This is a genomic window from Corynebacterium sp. S5S1 (assembly GCF_001913985.1).
GTDB classification, from domain to species: domain Bacteria; phylum Actinomycetota; class Actinomycetes; order Mycobacteriales; family Mycobacteriaceae; genus Corynebacterium; species Corynebacterium marquesiae.
The window spans coordinates 73,411-88,240 of record NZ_MKXT01000003.1; the positions used below are offsets into that span (position 1 = coordinate 73,411).

Below are 14,830 nucleotides of genomic sequence, written 5' to 3' on the forward strand. Positions count from 1 at the left end.
ATGGAATCGAAAATGTTCATTATGCTTCTTTCTGTGTTTTTACTTGCCTAGAGCGAGGGATGGGCTCGTGAATGGGCCCGCATTATTCACACGTTTAGTACTAGCGGAGATTGTAGCGCCACCGTTACATACGCGCTGCGTTCAGAATTATGACACACAAACCACATGCGACACAGGTTTTGCTACATTAAAAGGGCTATTAAGGCATAGAGTCTTGCTAACACTCCCGCTATGCGGAACGATACCTACTGAGAAGATTCTCTTAATTCGAGGAAGCTAAAAATATGCATACTTTGCGCTCTATCGGCTCCAGCGTCGCAGGCATCGCCATCGCGGCAGGAGTCCTCTCCGCCCCTATCGCCTCCGCCGTCGAGCCGGCCGAGATCCAGGGTGACGCCACCCCGTCCACCATCCGCGAGGTTAACCTCACCGACTCGGCGGATGCGGAAAACATCAACTACGCCATCACCACCGAAGGTGAAAACCGCGTGGTGGATATTGCCGAGCTGAAAGATAAGGACAAGTGGAAGGGCTACGCCTTCGGCCACAAGAGCGGCCAGGGCAAGCACTACGGCAACCACGTTAAGGCCCTGACCGCCACCTCCGCCGCCATGGGCGGCCGCGAGGTTCCGCTGGCGGTCATCACCCCAGACGGCAATTTTGATAAGAAGCGCCCCACCCTGTACCTGCTCAACGGCGCCGGCGGCGCCGAGCAGGGCATGGACTGGCTGACCGCCACCACCAACCACGACATCGACCCTGAGACCGAGGGTATGCAGGACATGGTGGACTTCTACACGTCCAAGGACGTCAACGTGGTCATCCCCCAGGCCGGCGCCTTCTCCTATTACACCGACTGGGTATCTTCCCCGAATAGCGGCTACCTCAAGGGCCCGCAGAAGTGGGAAACCTTCCTCACCAAGGAGCTGCCGGACGCACTGGAGAAGCACATCGGCGGCAATGGCAAGCGCGCGATTGCCGGCATGTCCATGTCCGCGACCTCCTCCCTGCTACTGGCGGAGCACAACCCGGGCTTCTACAACGCCGTGGGCTCCTTCTCTGGCTGCGCTGCCACCTCTCGCCCACTGCCGCGCCTATACACCCAGCTGACCGTCAACCGTGGCGGTGGCTCGGCCGACCAGATGTGGGGCGCTATGGGCAGCGAGTACAACGTGTACAACGATGCCTTGGTGAACGCTAACCCGAATAACCTGGGCAAGTCCGAGACCTATGTTTCGGTCAACTCCGGTCTGGGCGGCGCCAATGACTGGGGCGCTAAGGGTTCGTCCACCCTCATCGTTGAGGGCGGCGTCATCGAGGCCGCGATGAACTCCTGCACCCATGACCTCAAGGCCAAGATGGACTCCCAGGGCATGAAGGCGGACTGGAACTTCCGCAATACCGGCACCCACTCCTGGCCGGGCTGGCGCAATGACCTCTTCACCTCCTGGGCAACATTCGAGCGCGGCTTTAACAAGGACGCTGCAGAACGACCGGCCGCACCGGCGGTAGAGGCTAATGAGCTTTCCATCGAGGCACCGCAGGCCGAGGAAGATGCGCAGGTTAAGGACGCCCCGAGCGCCGCTGACCAGTCCCCGGACAAGGACTTTGTCGAGGGCAAGGACGCAGAGGGCGCAGCGGCTCCGAACGCTGCGGAGGCTGCAGCGGCCGCCGAGGCTGCTGTCGCTGCCGAATAATCAGGAATTCATTAACTACAGGAAAGAAGCACTATGAAGCGCCTTAGCTCCATCCTGGCCGCCACCGCCGTGTGCGCTGGCCTAGCATCCGCTCCGCTGGCGGGGGCTGCACAGCTCTCCCCGCAGCAGGTAGCGGGCAACGCCGCCCAGTCCACCCTGGCCCCACTGGAGGTCACCCCGGAGTTGGAGCAGCAGACTTGGTACCAGAAGTACAAGGACGATCCGCGCGTCGAAAAGCTGCAGGCCACCTCCCCTGCCATGAACGGCCGCAAGATTCCGCTGGCTGTCATTCGCGCGAAGGATGAGAACCGCCCGACCATCTACCTGCTCAATGGCGCAGGCGGCGCGGAGCAGGACATGGACTGGCTGAAGCTTTCCGATGCCGTTGATTTCTACCACTCCAAGAACGTCAACGTGGTCATCCCGCAGGCCGGTGCTTTCTCCTACTACACCGACTGGGTATCCGAGCCGAACTCTAAGTACCTCAAGGGCCCGCAGAAGTGGGAAACCTTCCTTACCAAGGAACTGCCGGGCGCCATCGAGGGCCACATCAAGGCCGATAACCACCGTGCCATTGCGGGCATGTCCATGTCCGCAACCTCCTCCCTGCTGCTGGCGGAGCACAACCAGGGCTTCTACGACGCCGTGGGTTCCTACGCCGGCTGCGCGGCTACCGCTTACCCGGTAGAGCACAAGGCCGTTGAGCTTACCGTTAACCGCGGCGGTGCGACCGCGGAGCAGATGTGGGGCCCGTTCGGCTCTCCTACCAACCGCTATAACGACGCGATGATGAACCACGAGAAGCTGCGTGGCACGGAGCTGTACATCTCTTCTGGTTCCGGTCTGGCCGGCAAGGAGGATACCTTCTCCTATAATGTGGCTAAGGGCTACAACCCTGCCACCGCTGCTTTGGGCTCCGCTCAGCTGCAGGTGGAAGGCGGTGCCATCGAGGCTGGTGTGAACTACTGCACCCACAACTTCAAGGCTAAGCTGGACCAGGCTGGCATCCCGGCAACCTACAACTTCCGCAATACCGGCACCCACTCCTGGCCGCACTGGATTGCAGACCTTAAGGACTCCTGGCCGGTCTTCGAGCGCGCTTTCAATAAATAAGCTCGTTTCTTTCCACGGCTAAAAGGGCGGTAGGCTTGCAGCATTATGAAGTTGCTTCCTACCGCCCTTTCGCGTGCCCACACTGATCCTTATACCGGCGTGGCTTTTAATCTCGGTTTCGAGGTTTCCCACTACACGCTGGATCTGACCTACCGCGTGGAGCCCAACCTCCTCCACGGCGAGGCTACTTTGGCTATCCGGGCCGATGAGAATTTGGCGTCCCTAACCCTGGATCTGGGCGGGGCGATGGTGGCCCGGCGCGTGACCGCACAGGGTGCGCCACGGGTAGCTAAATTCCGCCAATCCTCCGGGAAGCTGCGCCTGCGTTTCGCAGAAGAGATTGCGGCAGGCACGGAGTTTGAGCTGGTGATTCGCTATGGCGGCAGCCCGCGGCCAATCCGCACCACCTGGGGCGAGATCGGCTGGGAAGAAACCGAGTCCGGTTCGCTGGTGGCCAGCCAGCCCAATGGCGCGCCGAGCTGGTTCCCCTGCGACGATACTCCTTCTGCCAAGGCACTCTATGACATCATCATTACGGCCGATGATCCCTTCATCGTGGTGTCCAATGGTGGCCTTGTCTCCCGCCGGGCGGGCGGTTCCACCACGCGCTGGCACTACCGCACCCGCGAGCCCATGGCCACCTATTTGGCGACGGTGCAGGTAGGAGAGTTCTCTAGTTTTGATCTGGGACCTTCCACGCGCGCTTGGGCGCCGGCTGAGTTGCGCGATCGCGTGCTGGATGAATTTGCCCAGCAGCAGGAAATGGTGGACTTCTTCGCCTCCATTTATGGCCCCTACCCATTTGCGGATTACCAGGTGGTCATCACGGAAGATGAGCTAGAAATCCCGCTGGAGGCGCAGGGCCTGTCCATCTTTGGCTCCAATCATATTAAGGGCGACCACGCCTTCGAGCGCCTTATTGCGCACGAGCTCTCGCACCAGTGGTTCGGCAATTCCGTGGGCCTGAGCGAGTGGAAGGATATCTGGCTCAACGAGGGCTTTGCCTGCTACAGCGAGTGGCTATGGGCCGAGCACAAGGGCGAGACCACCGCGCACGAGGCCGCGCGTTCCCACTACCACGTTCTGGGACGCAAGGCACAGGACCTCACCGTTTCTGATCCGGGTGCGCGCGATATGTTCGATGACCGCGTGTATAAGCGCGGAGCTTTGACCGTGCACGCCATCCACCGCTTGCTTGGCGACGCCTTCTTTACCACCCTCCGCAGCTACCTCACCGAGCACCAGCATTCGGTGGTGGAGCCTTCCATGTTGCTGGATACCTTCCGCGCCGCCGCTCCTGATGCAGCGCTTTTCGACGCCACCGTAGACGCCTGGCTCAACCAGAAGACCCTTCCCCCCTTCCCGAATTAGTGGTTTTGGCCCCGCTTTGCGGGGTTCAGTCTACGTTTGTTTGGGGAATGTCTAATCTATTGACCAATTCCTTCTTTCCTGTTGACGGGGTGTTTTATCTGGGTACAATAGAACATGCAAACGAACAGGAAGGGAGGGATCATGCAAACCACCAAGCACGCGGAGATAGACTCCGCCATCGCACAGGTTGCCACTGGGCTAACCCAGCTGCGCAGCCTCATGCAAGATCCCTCCGATCTGTCTTTCGAGCTCCTTCATCCACATTTCGAACACTTAGAGCGGGCGCTAGGAAATAAGTCCGCCATCGACGCCGCCTTCGCTTTCATCGCGGAGCGGGATGACGCCGGCCGCCGCGTTGGTTCTTCCAAGGCCAAGGACTACCTGACCACACGCCTAGGCCTTACCGATGCCGAGGCCGCCGCCCGCCTCCGAAATGGACGCAACCTCTTCGCACCCATCCCCGATCCGGAGCCGGCTCCCCCTGCGGACCCCGATGCCGACGAAGCCGCACGCGCCCAGGCCGAAGAGGAAGCTCGCCGCCGCGCCGACCGCGAGCGCCGCGAGGAAGAGAAGCGCCGCAAGAAGCTCTTCGAGGAAGAGCCTATCCCCGAGCGCATCCTCAACCTCATCGAGAACGAACTGCGTAGCCTCAGCAAATACGCCATCCCCGGACCGAGCGAGCTGCGCAACCAAGCCCTCGAACAGGCCAAGCGCCGCTCCTTCGATTCCCTGCGCGAGTGGCTGCGTAAGGCAGTTCGCAAGGCAAATAAGCACGCCCTTAATCCTGCCGGCGAACCCGACCCACACGCCGCTACCCGCAAGCGCCGCTTTAGCATCTCCCGCCAAGATGCTGACGGCGGCGTACACATCTCCGGCTACCTCGATGCCTCCGCAGCTGCCATCCTCGCCAGCGCATTTGCCCCCGCCAAAAATAAGGGCAGCGCGGATCTCAGCGCCGAGGATGATACCCGCACCTATGCCCAGCGCATGGCGGACCAATTGACCGCTGCGCTATCGAGCTATCTTTCCGCCACCCAAAAGAACTCCGACGGGCTCGGCTCCTTCTTCGTCGCCACCACCTTGGAAGAACTGGAGGCAATGGGCGGCGATACCCGCTTCGCCACCAGCACCGGCATCGAACTCTCCCCGCTCGACCTTCTCCGCCTCGGCGGCGCGCAGCACGATTTCTTCTGTGCCGTGGACGACAAGGGCTTCCCCCTCGAGCTTGGCCGCACCAAGCGCACCGCTTCCCTTTGGCAGAAGCTCGCTCTCGCGGCCTCCGAACTCGTCTGCACCCACCCCGAGTGCCACCGCCCTTGGCAGGATTGCGACGTCCACCACCTCCAAGCCTGGTCCCACGGCGGTGCCACCGATCTCAAGAACCTCACGCTGCTGTGTCGCCGGCACCACGTGGACAATAACGACTACCGCGATGGCCGCAACGGAATGGGACACGCCGAGCGGGACCCCGACACGGGCCGGGTAGGATACCGAGCCGCCCACACCAGCGGCTTATCCCCCACCGTAGAAGTCAACGACCACCCCGCAGCGGAACAAGCCCCGGCCCGCAGGCTCACGGATCCGCCCTCGCCACCGCCGTCACCACCGGGTGCGGCCTGACCGGGGCCCGCGGCCTGCCACAGCCGCGCGCCCGACTGCCCTACACTGGATAACCATGCAAACGATGCTCGTCACTGGCGGCGCCGGTTTTATCGGCGCCAATTTCGTGCGCCTAATATGCCAGGCGCGCCCCGATACCCGCGTTACGGTGCTCGATAAGCTCACCTACGCCGGAAACCGCGCCAACCTCGCCGGCCTCGATATCGACCTCTTGGAGGGGGATATCGCCGATCCCGCCACCGTAGAACCGCTCGTCGCCGCTGCGGATGTAGTGGTTCATTTTGCCGCCGAGTCCCATAACGACAATTCTTTGCGCGACCCCTCGCCCTTCATCCACACGAACCTCGTAGGCACATTCACCCTTCTGGAAGCCTGCCGCAAGCACGATACCCGCCTCCACCATGTCTCCACCGACGAGGTTTTCGGCGATCTGGAAATCGGGGCAGACACCAAGTTTACTGAGGACACCGCCTACGCTCCCTCCAGCCCGTACTCAGCCACCAAGGCGGGGTCTGACCACCTCCTGCGAGCATGGGTGCGTTCCTTCGGGCTGCGCGCGACCATCTCAAACTGCTCCAATAATTACGGGCCGTACCAGCACATTGAGAAGTTCATCCCCCGCCAAATCACCAATATCCTCTCCGGACACACGCCCAAGCTCTACGGCACGGGCGAGCAGGTGCGCGACTGGATCCACGTCGATGACCACAACAAAGCGGTGCTCGCCATCCTCGAGCGCGGCCGCATCGGCGAGACCTACAATATCGGGGCAGACCAAAAAGATATTAATAATAAGCAGGTCATCGAGCTGATCTGCGAAATCATGGGCCACACCCGCAATGGGCGCGCGCTCTATGAGCACGTGGCGGACCGCCCCGGCCATGACCAGCGTTATGCCATGGACGCCACCAAGCTGCGCCGCGAGCTGGGCTGGGCCCCGCGGTTCACGGATATCCGCGCCGGCCTCGAAGACACCATCGCGTGGTACCGCGATAACGAAGACTGGTGGAAACCCGAGAAAGAAAACGTGGAAGCCCGCTACAAGCAGCAAGGACAGTAGATATGCGTATTACCGAAACCGCCATCCCGGGGCTGCTCATCATCGACCTCGACGTGCACGGCGATAACCGCGGCTGGTTCAAGGAGAATTGGCAACGCGAAAAATTCACCGGCCTCGCGCCCGAGCTCGCGAGCTTCCAGCCGGTACAGAACAATATCTCTTTTAACCACGCCGGTGCTACGCGCGGCCTGCACGCCGAGCCGTGGGACAAACTCGTCTCGGTGGCGCAGGGCAGGATTTTCGGCGCATGGTGCGACTTGCGCGAGGGATCGGAAAGCTTTGGCGAGGTCGTCACCCACGAGGTGGGGTCTGAGACAGCGGTGTTTGTCCCGCGGGGCGTCGCCAATGGCTTTCAGGCGCTGGAGGAAACCTCCTACTGCTACCTGGTCAATGAACACTGGTCGGCCGAGGCTCGCTACGCCGCGGTGAACCTCAACATCGTGGACTGGCCGCTGGAGCCCACCGAGATTTCGGAAAAGGACAAGCAGCACCCCGATCTTGCAGAGGTGAGCCCGATGCCCGCCCGCCGTATCCTCGTCACGGGCGCGAACGGGCAGTTGGGGCGTGCGTTGAAGCGCCTGCTTGCCGACGCCGAATTTTGCTCCCACGCCGACTTCGACATCACCAATCCGCCGGAACGGAATTGGAAGCAGTACTCGGCCATCATTAATTGCGCGGCGTATAACGACGTCAACGGTGCCGAGAACGACCGCGCCGCCGCCTGGGCCGTCAATGCGGAAGCGCCCGCACGGCTGGCGCGCATCGCCGCAGAAAACCAGATCACGCTGGTGCATGTCTCGAGCGACTATATCTTCGATGGGGCGAACGAGGTCCACTCCGAGGAGGAGCTACCGTCGCCGCTCAGTGCATACGGGGCGTCGAAAGCCGCGGGTGATACCGCCGCGCAAACCGCGCCGCAGCACTACGTCATTCGTACTTCCTGGGTCTTTGGTGATGGTGAGAATTTCATGTCCACCATGCGCCGGCTGGCCACTAAGGGCGTGGAGCCGAAAGTCATCCACGACCAGCGCGGGCGGCCCACGTTTGCCGAGGATCTGGCCAAGGGCATCGTCCACCTGCTCAATTCCGACGCGGACTACGGCGTGTATAACCTCTCCAACTCGGGCGATACCGTCGGCCGCGATGAGATTGCCATGGCCGTGTTCATCGGGCTCGGCCACGACCCGGCCGAGGTCACTCCGGTAACCACCGAGCAGTACCGGGAGATCGCGGGACCCGACGCGCCGCGCCCCAAGGAGTCGACGCTTGCGCTAGATAAAATCGAGGCTACCGGCTTCAAGCCGCAGAATTGGCGTGCGGCCCTTGCCCTGTATTTGGCGCTGTACCCGGAGGATTAAATGAAAGGCATCATCCTGGCCGGCGGTTCCGGCACGCGGCTCTACCCGATTACCAAGGGCATCTCGAAGCAGCTCATGCCCATTTATGACAAGCCGATGATTTACTACCCGCTAACCACGCTCATTCAAGCGGGTATTCGGGAAATCCTCATCATTACCACCCCAGAGGATGCGGAGGCCTTCCAGCGGCTCTTTGGCGATGGATCGCAGCTCGGACTCATGATCGATTATGCGGTCCAACCGCGGCCGGAGGGGCTCGCGCAGGCCTTTTTGATTGGCAAGGAGTTTATTGGAGACGACAGTGTCGCGCTGGTGCTCGGCGATAATATCTTCCACGGCTTCGGCGGCGAGCTCGCCCACTGCCAAGATCCGGAGGGCGGCATCATCTTCGCCTACGAGGTCTCGGACCCGCAGCGCTATGGTGTTGTGGAATTCGACGCCGCGGGCCATGCGCTGAGCATCGAGGAAAAGCCAGAAGTGCCGCGGTCGAACCACGCGGTGGTGGGCTTGTACTTCTACGACAACTCGGTGGTGGAGATAGCCAGGGGCATCAAGCCCAGCGGCCGCGGCGAACTGGAAATCACGGCCGTGAACGAAGAGTACCTGCGCCGCGGCGAGCTCAATGTCCAGCGCCTGCACCGCGGGAGCGTGTGGCTCGATACAGGAACGGTGGACTCGATGAGCGAGGCCTCCGCCTACGTCGAGGTGATGCAAAAACGCACCGGGATCGTTATCGGATCGCCCGAGGTCGCCGCATATGAGGCGGGCTTTATCGACCGCGCCCAGCTAGAAAAACTCGCCGAGCCGTTACTCAAGTCCGGCTACGGCGAGTACCTGCGGGCGTTTTAGAGGCTAGTAGCCGCGCTCGATGTATTCGTCGATGCGCGCGGCCTCCGCGCCCACCGTGGTGGCGTCGCCATGCCCTGGCAGGACCTTGGTGTCCTCCGGCAGGGTGAAGACGACGTTCTTCAGCGACTCGATGATGACGTCGAAGTCGGAGTACTTGCGGCCAGTGGCGCCTGGACCGCCGTTGAAGAGCGTATCGCCCGACAGCAGCGTCTCGCCCACGTGCAGCACCACGCAGCCCGGCGAGTGACCCGGGGTGTGGTAGACCGTAATCTTCTCGCCGCCAATATCGAACTGACCGCGGTCCGCCAAGGGCGTGTACGGAGCATCGCCATTGGATTCCTGCCACAACATATCATCGTCTGGGTGCAGGTAGACCTCGGTATCGAAGCGCTTGGCGGCCTCAGGAGCGAGCTCGCAGTGGTCATTGTGCGCGTGGGTGAGCAAGATGCCTTCCACACGACGGTCGCCCACGAGCTCCGCTACCGCATCGAGGTCGTGGGAGGGGTCCACCACGTAGACGCTGGAGTCATCGCCCACGACGTAGACGTTATTGTCCACATCCCATTCGCCGCCATCGAGGCGGAACTTGCCAGAAGTAACCGTGCTATCGATACGCATTAGAACTCCACCACAGAACGCAGAACCTTGCCGGACTTCATGGTGGCGAAGGCCTGCTCGACGTCGTCAAGCGCAATGCGCTCGGTGACGAACTTGTCCAGCGGGAAGTTGCCGGCCTTGGACAGCGCTACGTAAGCGGGGAAATCGCGCTCTGGGAGGCAATCGCCGTACCACGCAGGCTTGATGGAACCGCCGCGGCCGTAGAGGTCGATGGCCGGAATGTCCACGTGGTCGGTGAGGTTCGGCACGCCCACCATGACCATGCGGCCGGCGTGGTCGCGAGAGTAGAAGGCCTGGCGCCAGGTGGGCTGGATGCCCACGGCGTCAATGGAGACATCGGTGCCGAAGCCGCCGGTGAGCTCGCGGACCGCGTCAATAACCTCCTGCTCCGAAAGGTCCTTGGAGCAGATGGTGTCGGTCGCGCCGAACTCGCGGGCGGTCTCCAGTTTGGACTCGTCGATATCCACGGCAATGATCTTCGCCGCGCTCGCCAGCTTGGCGCCCGCAATGGCCGCCACGCCGACGCCGCCGCAGCCAAAGACGGCAACGGACTCGCCGAGCTGGATATCGCCGGTGTTCACGGCCGCGCCGAGGCCCGCCATGATGCCGCAGCCCAGCAGGCCAGCGGCGGCTGGGTCGGTGTCTTCCACCTTGGTGCACTGGCCCTCGTGGACCAGGGTCTTCTCCGCGAAGGAACCGATGCCCAGCGCAGGGGTAAGTTCGGTGCCATCCTCGAGGGTCATCTTCTTGGAGGCGTTGTGGGTATTGAAGCAGTACTTTGGCTCGCCCTTCTTGCAGGCGCGGCACTCGCCGCACACGGCGCGCCAGTTCAAAATGACGAAGTCGCCTTCCTCCACGTGGGTGACCGCAGAACCTACGGTCTCTACTACGCCTGCGGCCTCGTGGCCGAGCAGGAAGGGGAAGGCGTCTTCAATATCGCCATCGCGGTAGGCAAGGTCGGTGTGGCACACACCGCAGGCCTGAACGCGCACGATGACGTCGTTAGGGCCGGGATCAGGAACGACAATGTTGACGGTTTCGACTTCCGCGCCCTTGGAACGGGCGATAACAGCTTTTACAGTCATGCGCCCGAGCGTACCATATTTTCAAAATCGGCGCATTATTGAAAACTCTTTTTAGGAGCGGGCGATGACGTTGGCCGCATGCTCGTGGCCGCGCTGGTTCATGTGGATGGGCAGGTTGCCGTCACCACCAGTAAAGTCCACCAGGCCAGCCCACATGCGCTGGTTTGCATCGGCGCACATGCCGTTATTGCGGGTGGAAGGCTTCATATCCAGGAACTGCACGCCGGTGCGTGCCGCCAGGTCCACCTGCATCCACTGCGCCTTATTCTCAAAGTCCTGGATTGGCGGCAGGAAGGTGGAATCGGCCGGGCGCGGGCCGAAGTGGAAGAGGCAGTAGTACGGGCCAGAACCGATGGTGGGGTAGCCAACGATCTGGACGCGAGCATTCGGGGCCGCGCGCTTGATGCGCTCGATCTGCGGGGCGGTGCGGTCCGCGAACTGCTTACGAATCTGCGGCAGGTTGAGCTCGCGGTGGTTATAGGTGTCATTGAAACCGGTAGTAATAACCACGCGGTTGGTAGCCGGAGTCAGCGCACCGCTGCGGATGGCCGCATCCACCTGCTGGGAAACCTGCGGGCCGCGGGACATGGACACGGCACCGGAGCAAGAGAAATCCCGCACCGGAAGGCGCAGCTTGGCGCCGGCACGCTTGGCGTAGTTATTGGAGGTCGGGCAATCTACGCCTACGCCTTTAGAGGGGTCGTAGCGGTGGGCGAAGTAGGAGCCGGCATCTGGATCCGCAAGGACGGAATCGCCGAAGGCTACCAGGTTGCGCTCCGCGGCGGTGGCCTGCGGCGCGACAGCCACGCCTACGACGGCCAGCGCGGACGCCATCACGGAGAGGACTTTGAGCTGCAGAGATTTCATAAGATCCTTTTCTAGAAACACCAGTAACTTCAGGTAACTGTAGTCACTTCTGTAACATATTTCGAGTTGGCGGCAACACCGCCCGCCTCTCTCACGATATCGTCCATGGTTACCTTTTCGTTATCTTCGCTAATTTGGAGCTTTCCCGATCGTGAATTTTTCTGATTTCACATTCCACGCTGCAGCCCTCGGCCGGTTCGTGCCGGCGCTTCTTAACGCCGGACTCGTCAGCCACCAAGGCGGCGCGAAGGCCCAGCTCAACCTGCTGCCGAACCTGGCCCGCTACCGCTTCACCACCGCGCGCGAGATCGAACAGGGCTACCTCGCCTGCCCGGAGCGCTTGGCGCTTATCGACGACGACGGCACCCTCACCTACCGCCAGCTGCGCACCCACACGCAGGGCTTCGCCCGCTACCTCCGCTCGCTGGACCTGCCCGAGATTCGCCTCGGCGTCATGGCGCGCAACGGCCGCGGCATCATCATCCCGCTCGGCGCCAAGGGATATGTGGGCGCTTCTATTTACCTGCTCAACGTGGGCTCCTCCCCGGAGCAGCTGGCAGGCTGCATCGAGGAGAATGGCATCAATGTGCTCGTCGTGGATGATGAGTTCATCGACCGCGTGGACACCGATATTCCGGTCATCATCGCGCACGATACGGGCGCAAGCGATCTGCCGAAGCTGGACAAGATTGTGAAGAATCCACCGGCCGTGGAGCTGCCGCGCTTCCCCAAACACGGCCCGATCGTGCTCATGTCCTCCGGCACCACGGGTATTCCGAAGGGAATTGTCCGGCCGGAGCCGACCCTGCCGGTGGTGCTGGCCTCCATCGTGGATACGATTCCGTGGCGCGCCGACCAGCGCCTGCAGCTGACTGCCTCCATTTTTCACACCTGGGGCTGGGCCTGCATCAATATCGCGCTGGGCCTGCGCAATACCATCGTCACCCGCCGCGTATTCGACGCGGAGCAGGTGCTTGACGATGTCCAGCGCTACCGCCTCGATGGCATGATTTCCTCCCCCATCTTCTTTAAGCGCCTAGTGGAGCGGGACCCAGCCGGTGAGTTCGATACCTCGAGCCTGAAATTCATCGCCTCGGCCGGCAATGCGCTGACCCCGGAGGTGGTCAAGGAGACCAATGCGCGCTTCGGTGCCATCCTGTGCAACGTGTACGGCTCCACCGAGCTCGCGCTCGCGACGACCGCCACCATGGATCAGGTGGCCGCCAACCCCACCATCGCCGGACGCGTGGCCTCGGGCACGAAGCTGCGCATCCTCGATAAAGAGGGCCACCCGGTTCCGCGCGGCGAGGTGGGAGAGATCTACCTGACCAACTCCACCGCGATGACCGGTTATACCAACCCGAACCTGCGGCTCAATAAGGTGGACGGGCTCATTTCCATCGGCGATTTGGGCTACATCGACGAGCACGACTTCCTGCACGTGGTCGGCCGCGCCGATGACATGATCATCGTCGGCGGCGAAAACGTCCACCCGCAGTCCGTCACCGAGGTCCTCGAGGCCATGCCCGGCATCCACGAGGTTCATGCTGGCGGTGTAAAGGATAGCGAGACCTTCCAACGCATCGCCGTGTGGGCGGTGCCTACTGCCGACGCCGCCGGAAAGGCCCTCACCGCCGACGCCATCCGCGACTGGGTCCGCACCAAGCTCGCCGATCACTCCGTGCCGCGCGACGTGCACTTCCTAGCCAAGCTCCCGCGCAACGCCACCGGCAAGGTGGTCCCGCGCCTGCTCAATAACCACGGCGAGGCTTAGCGCGCACCTCCCCCGAATACGCGAAAGGCCGCAGGCTATACACCTGCGGCCGCTGTGGAGCCGCCTGCGAGAATCGAACTCGCGACCTTTTCATTACGAGTGAAATGCTCTACCGACTGAGCTAAGGCGGCACGCTGCTTGGCATACGCCAGTGCAGCAAGAGAAAGTCTAACCTAGGGGTGCCACGGAATAGAAATCGGACCCCACCTACAGGCACGCGCGGCGCAAGCGACCCACCAACCCGTCAAAGGCAATCTGCGTGCCGACGTTTTGGGTCAGCTGCTCGCGGCACAGCGTGATGGCTGCCTGGCAGTCCAGCAAGCCTTCCTCGCTCACGCGCTGCGCGAGCTCACCAGAAAGACCGGCGAAGTCCGGGTGGGTGAGATCTACCTGCGCGCCCACTTTCTGCATGAGCGCATCGCGGTAGACGCCGGAGAGATCAACAAGCACGAGGTCCAGGTTGTCGATCACGCGGCGCTTCGCCCGCTTTTTGTGCTGATCCTGCAGTTCCTTGATGGCGGAGCGGGCGTCGCGCTGCGCCTTAGCCGCGCCTTTGCCCTTCGCGCCTACGCCAAGGGTCTGCTCCAGCTTCGCCAGCTCGGCCTCTTCCTGGTCTTTATGCGACTCCTTCGCCTCCGAGTCCACCAATTTCAGCAGCGAAGTCACCGCCTGGAAGCCCTGGGAGCCGTGGAAGACCTCCTCTGCGAGGTTGATGGCCACCGCGCGGCGTTTTTGCACCGCCGTATCGTTGACCAGGCGCCGCGCTCTGCCGACGTGACGGAGGGAGGTGAGGGCGGCCAAGTGGGCGTCGTGATCCGAGGCGCCCTCGCTGACCAACTGGGCGGTAATGCTCTCCACCGACGGGGAGGGAATGTAGAGGTGGCGGCAACGCGAGCGAAGGGTCTGGGAGAAGTCCTCGGGGGCGTCGGAAGGCGCGCACATGATGATCACGGTGCGCGCCGGCGGCTCTTCTACAGTCTTGAGCAGGGCATTCGCGCCGTTATTGTTGAGGCGGTCGGCGTTGTTGAAGATCACCACGCGCCAAGGGGCCACCGTGGGCAGGCTCGCGGCACGGCCGATGACCTCGCGCACCGTATCCACGGGAATGATGACCTCCTGCGGATCCACGAGGACCAGATCGGTGTGTTGTTTTGTCTCCAGCACCGCGCGGCAAGCCTCGCAGCGGCCGCAGCCTGGTTCCTCCGGATCCGTGCACATGAGCGCGGCCGCAAAATCGATCGCGGCCAGGGAACGGCCGGAGCCCGGCGGGCCAGTAAATAGCCAGGAATGGCTCATCGCCCGTGGGTCTGCCCCCGGCATCCCCCGAGCTGCCCGGGCGGCGCCCAGGATAGTGCGGGCCACACCTGGGGTATCTGCCAATCTTTGCGCAACGCTTCCGGTATTCACTCGCCCTAGCC

The 14,830-nt window shown here is 62.3% G+C and carries 12 protein-coding genes and 1 tRNA gene; 8 read left to right on the top strand and 5 right to left on the bottom strand.

The genetic code is table 11. The annotated features are described in order from the left end of the window. The first annotated feature begins 284 nt into the window (after nt 1-284). From BKN05_RS01810 to rfbA, 7 genes are all read left to right on the top strand, one after another. Nucleotides 285-1,697 carry an alpha/beta hydrolase gene (locus BKN05_RS01810; RefSeq protein WP_198492423.1) on the top strand — a complete coding sequence of 471 codons (1,413 nt, stop codon included), beginning with the start codon at nt 285-287 and terminating at the stop codon, nt 1,695-1,697. Between the two features lie 33 nt (nt 1,698-1,730). After that, a complete protein-coding gene (locus tag BKN05_RS01815; protein WP_286687798.1) occupies nt 1,731-2,810 on the top strand; it encodes an alpha/beta hydrolase in 1,080 nt (359 codons plus the stop codon). A gap of 45 nt (nt 2,811-2,855) precedes the next feature. Beyond that, nucleotides 2,856-4,181, top strand: a complete 1,326-nt coding sequence (locus BKN05_RS01820) for a M1 family metallopeptidase (RefSeq protein WP_286687799.1) — start codon at nt 2,856-2,858, stop codon at nt 4,179-4,181. Nucleotides 4,182-4,322: 141 nt separating this feature from the next. After that, the gene (locus BKN05_RS01825) at nt 4,323-5,801 is read left to right on the top strand and encodes an HNH endonuclease signature motif containing protein (protein ID WP_286687800.1); all 1,479 of its coding nucleotides are present in this window, start codon (nt 4,323-4,325) and stop codon (nt 5,799-5,801) included. A 55-nt stretch (nt 5,802-5,856) separates the two neighbouring features. Next, nucleotides 5,857-6,861, top strand: a complete 1,005-nt coding sequence (rfbB, locus tag BKN05_RS01830; RefSeq protein WP_286687801.1) for a dTDP-glucose 4,6-dehydratase — start codon at nt 5,857-5,859, stop codon at nt 6,859-6,861. A gap of 2 nt (nt 6,862-6,863) precedes the next feature. After that, nucleotides 6,864-8,219: a sugar nucleotide-binding protein gene (locus tag BKN05_RS01835; protein WP_286687802.1), complete on the top strand. Its 1,356-nt coding sequence runs from the start codon at nt 6,864-6,866 to the stop codon at nt 8,217-8,219. After that, nucleotides 8,220-9,068, top strand: coding sequence for a glucose-1-phosphate thymidylyltransferase RfbA (gene rfbA / locus BKN05_RS01840; protein ID WP_198492417.1), 849 nt, complete (start codon nt 8,220-8,222; stop codon nt 9,066-9,068). It abuts the gene before it with no gap. A 3-nt stretch (nt 9,069-9,071) separates the two neighbouring features. Here rfbA and BKN05_RS01845 read toward each other — a convergent pair whose 3' ends face one another. From BKN05_RS01845 to BKN05_RS01855, 3 genes are read right to left on the bottom strand one after another with little or no spacing between them, the layout of a single operon-like run. Next, nucleotides 9,072-9,686, bottom strand: coding sequence for an MBL fold metallo-hydrolase (locus BKN05_RS01845; protein WP_005323087.1), 615 nt, complete (start codon nt 9,684-9,686; stop codon nt 9,072-9,074). Continuing rightward, a complete protein-coding gene (locus tag BKN05_RS01850) occupies nt 9,686-10,771 on the bottom strand; it encodes an S-(hydroxymethyl)mycothiol dehydrogenase (protein WP_286687803.1) in 1,086 nt (361 codons plus the stop codon). The genes BKN05_RS01845 and BKN05_RS01850 overlap by 1 nt, the downstream gene beginning before the upstream one ends. Before the next feature lie 51 nt (nt 10,772-10,822). Next, complete coding sequence (locus BKN05_RS01855) at nt 10,823-11,638, bottom strand: GDSL-type esterase/lipase family protein (protein WP_286687804.1); 816 nt, start codon at nt 11,636-11,638, stop codon at nt 10,823-10,825. A gap of 151 nt (nt 11,639-11,789) precedes the next feature. Between BKN05_RS01855 and BKN05_RS01860 the strand changes: the two genes are divergently transcribed. Then, nucleotides 11,790-13,412, top strand: a complete 1,623-nt coding sequence (locus BKN05_RS01860) for an AMP-binding protein (RefSeq protein WP_286687805.1) — start codon at nt 11,790-11,792, stop codon at nt 13,410-13,412. Between the two features lie 55 nt (nt 13,413-13,467). On the opposite strand, the gene BKN05_RS01865 is transcribed toward BKN05_RS01860, so the two are convergent. Continuing rightward, nucleotides 13,468-13,543, bottom strand: a tRNA-Thr gene (locus BKN05_RS01865). Nucleotides 13,544-13,619: 76 nt separating this feature from the next. After that, complete coding sequence (locus tag BKN05_RS01870; RefSeq protein WP_396334656.1) at nt 13,620-14,819, bottom strand: DNA polymerase III subunit delta'; 1,200 nt, start codon at nt 14,817-14,819, stop codon at nt 13,620-13,622. Nucleotides 14,820-14,830: the final 11 nt, after the last annotated feature.

Bases quoted from the DNA above. Each gene is read 5' to 3' on its own strand.
- BKN05_RS01810 (WP_198492423.1), top strand. From the start codon at position 285: ATGCATACTTTGCGCTCTATCGGCTCCAGCGTCGCAGGCATCGCCATC.
- BKN05_RS01815 (WP_286687798.1), top strand. From the start codon at position 1,731: ATGAAGCGCCTTAGCTCCATCCTGGCCGCCACCGCCGTGTGCGCTGGC.
- BKN05_RS01820 (WP_286687799.1), top strand. From the start codon at position 2,856: ATGAAGTTGCTTCCTACCGCCCTTTCGCGTGCCCACACTGATCCTTAT.
- BKN05_RS01825 (WP_286687800.1), top strand. From the start codon at position 4,323: ATGCAAACCACCAAGCACGCGGAGATAGACTCCGCCATCGCACAGGTT.
- rfbB (WP_286687801.1), top strand. From the start codon at position 5,857: ATGCAAACGATGCTCGTCACTGGCGGCGCCGGTTTTATCGGCGCCAAT.
- BKN05_RS01835 (WP_286687802.1), top strand. From the start codon at position 6,864: ATGCGTATTACCGAAACCGCCATCCCGGGGCTGCTCATCATCGACCTC.
- rfbA (WP_198492417.1), top strand. From the start codon at position 8,220: ATGAAAGGCATCATCCTGGCCGGCGGTTCCGGCACGCGGCTCTACCCG.
- BKN05_RS01845 (WP_005323087.1), bottom strand. From the start codon at position 9,686: ATGCGTATCGATAGCACGGTTACTTCTGGCAAGTTCCGCCTCGATGGC.
- BKN05_RS01850 (WP_286687803.1), bottom strand. From the start codon at position 10,771: ATGACTGTAAAAGCTGTTATCGCCCGTTCCAAGGGCGCGGAAGTCGAA.
- BKN05_RS01855 (WP_286687804.1), bottom strand. From the start codon at position 11,638: ATGAAATCTCTGCAGCTCAAAGTCCTCTCCGTGATGGCGTCCGCGCTG.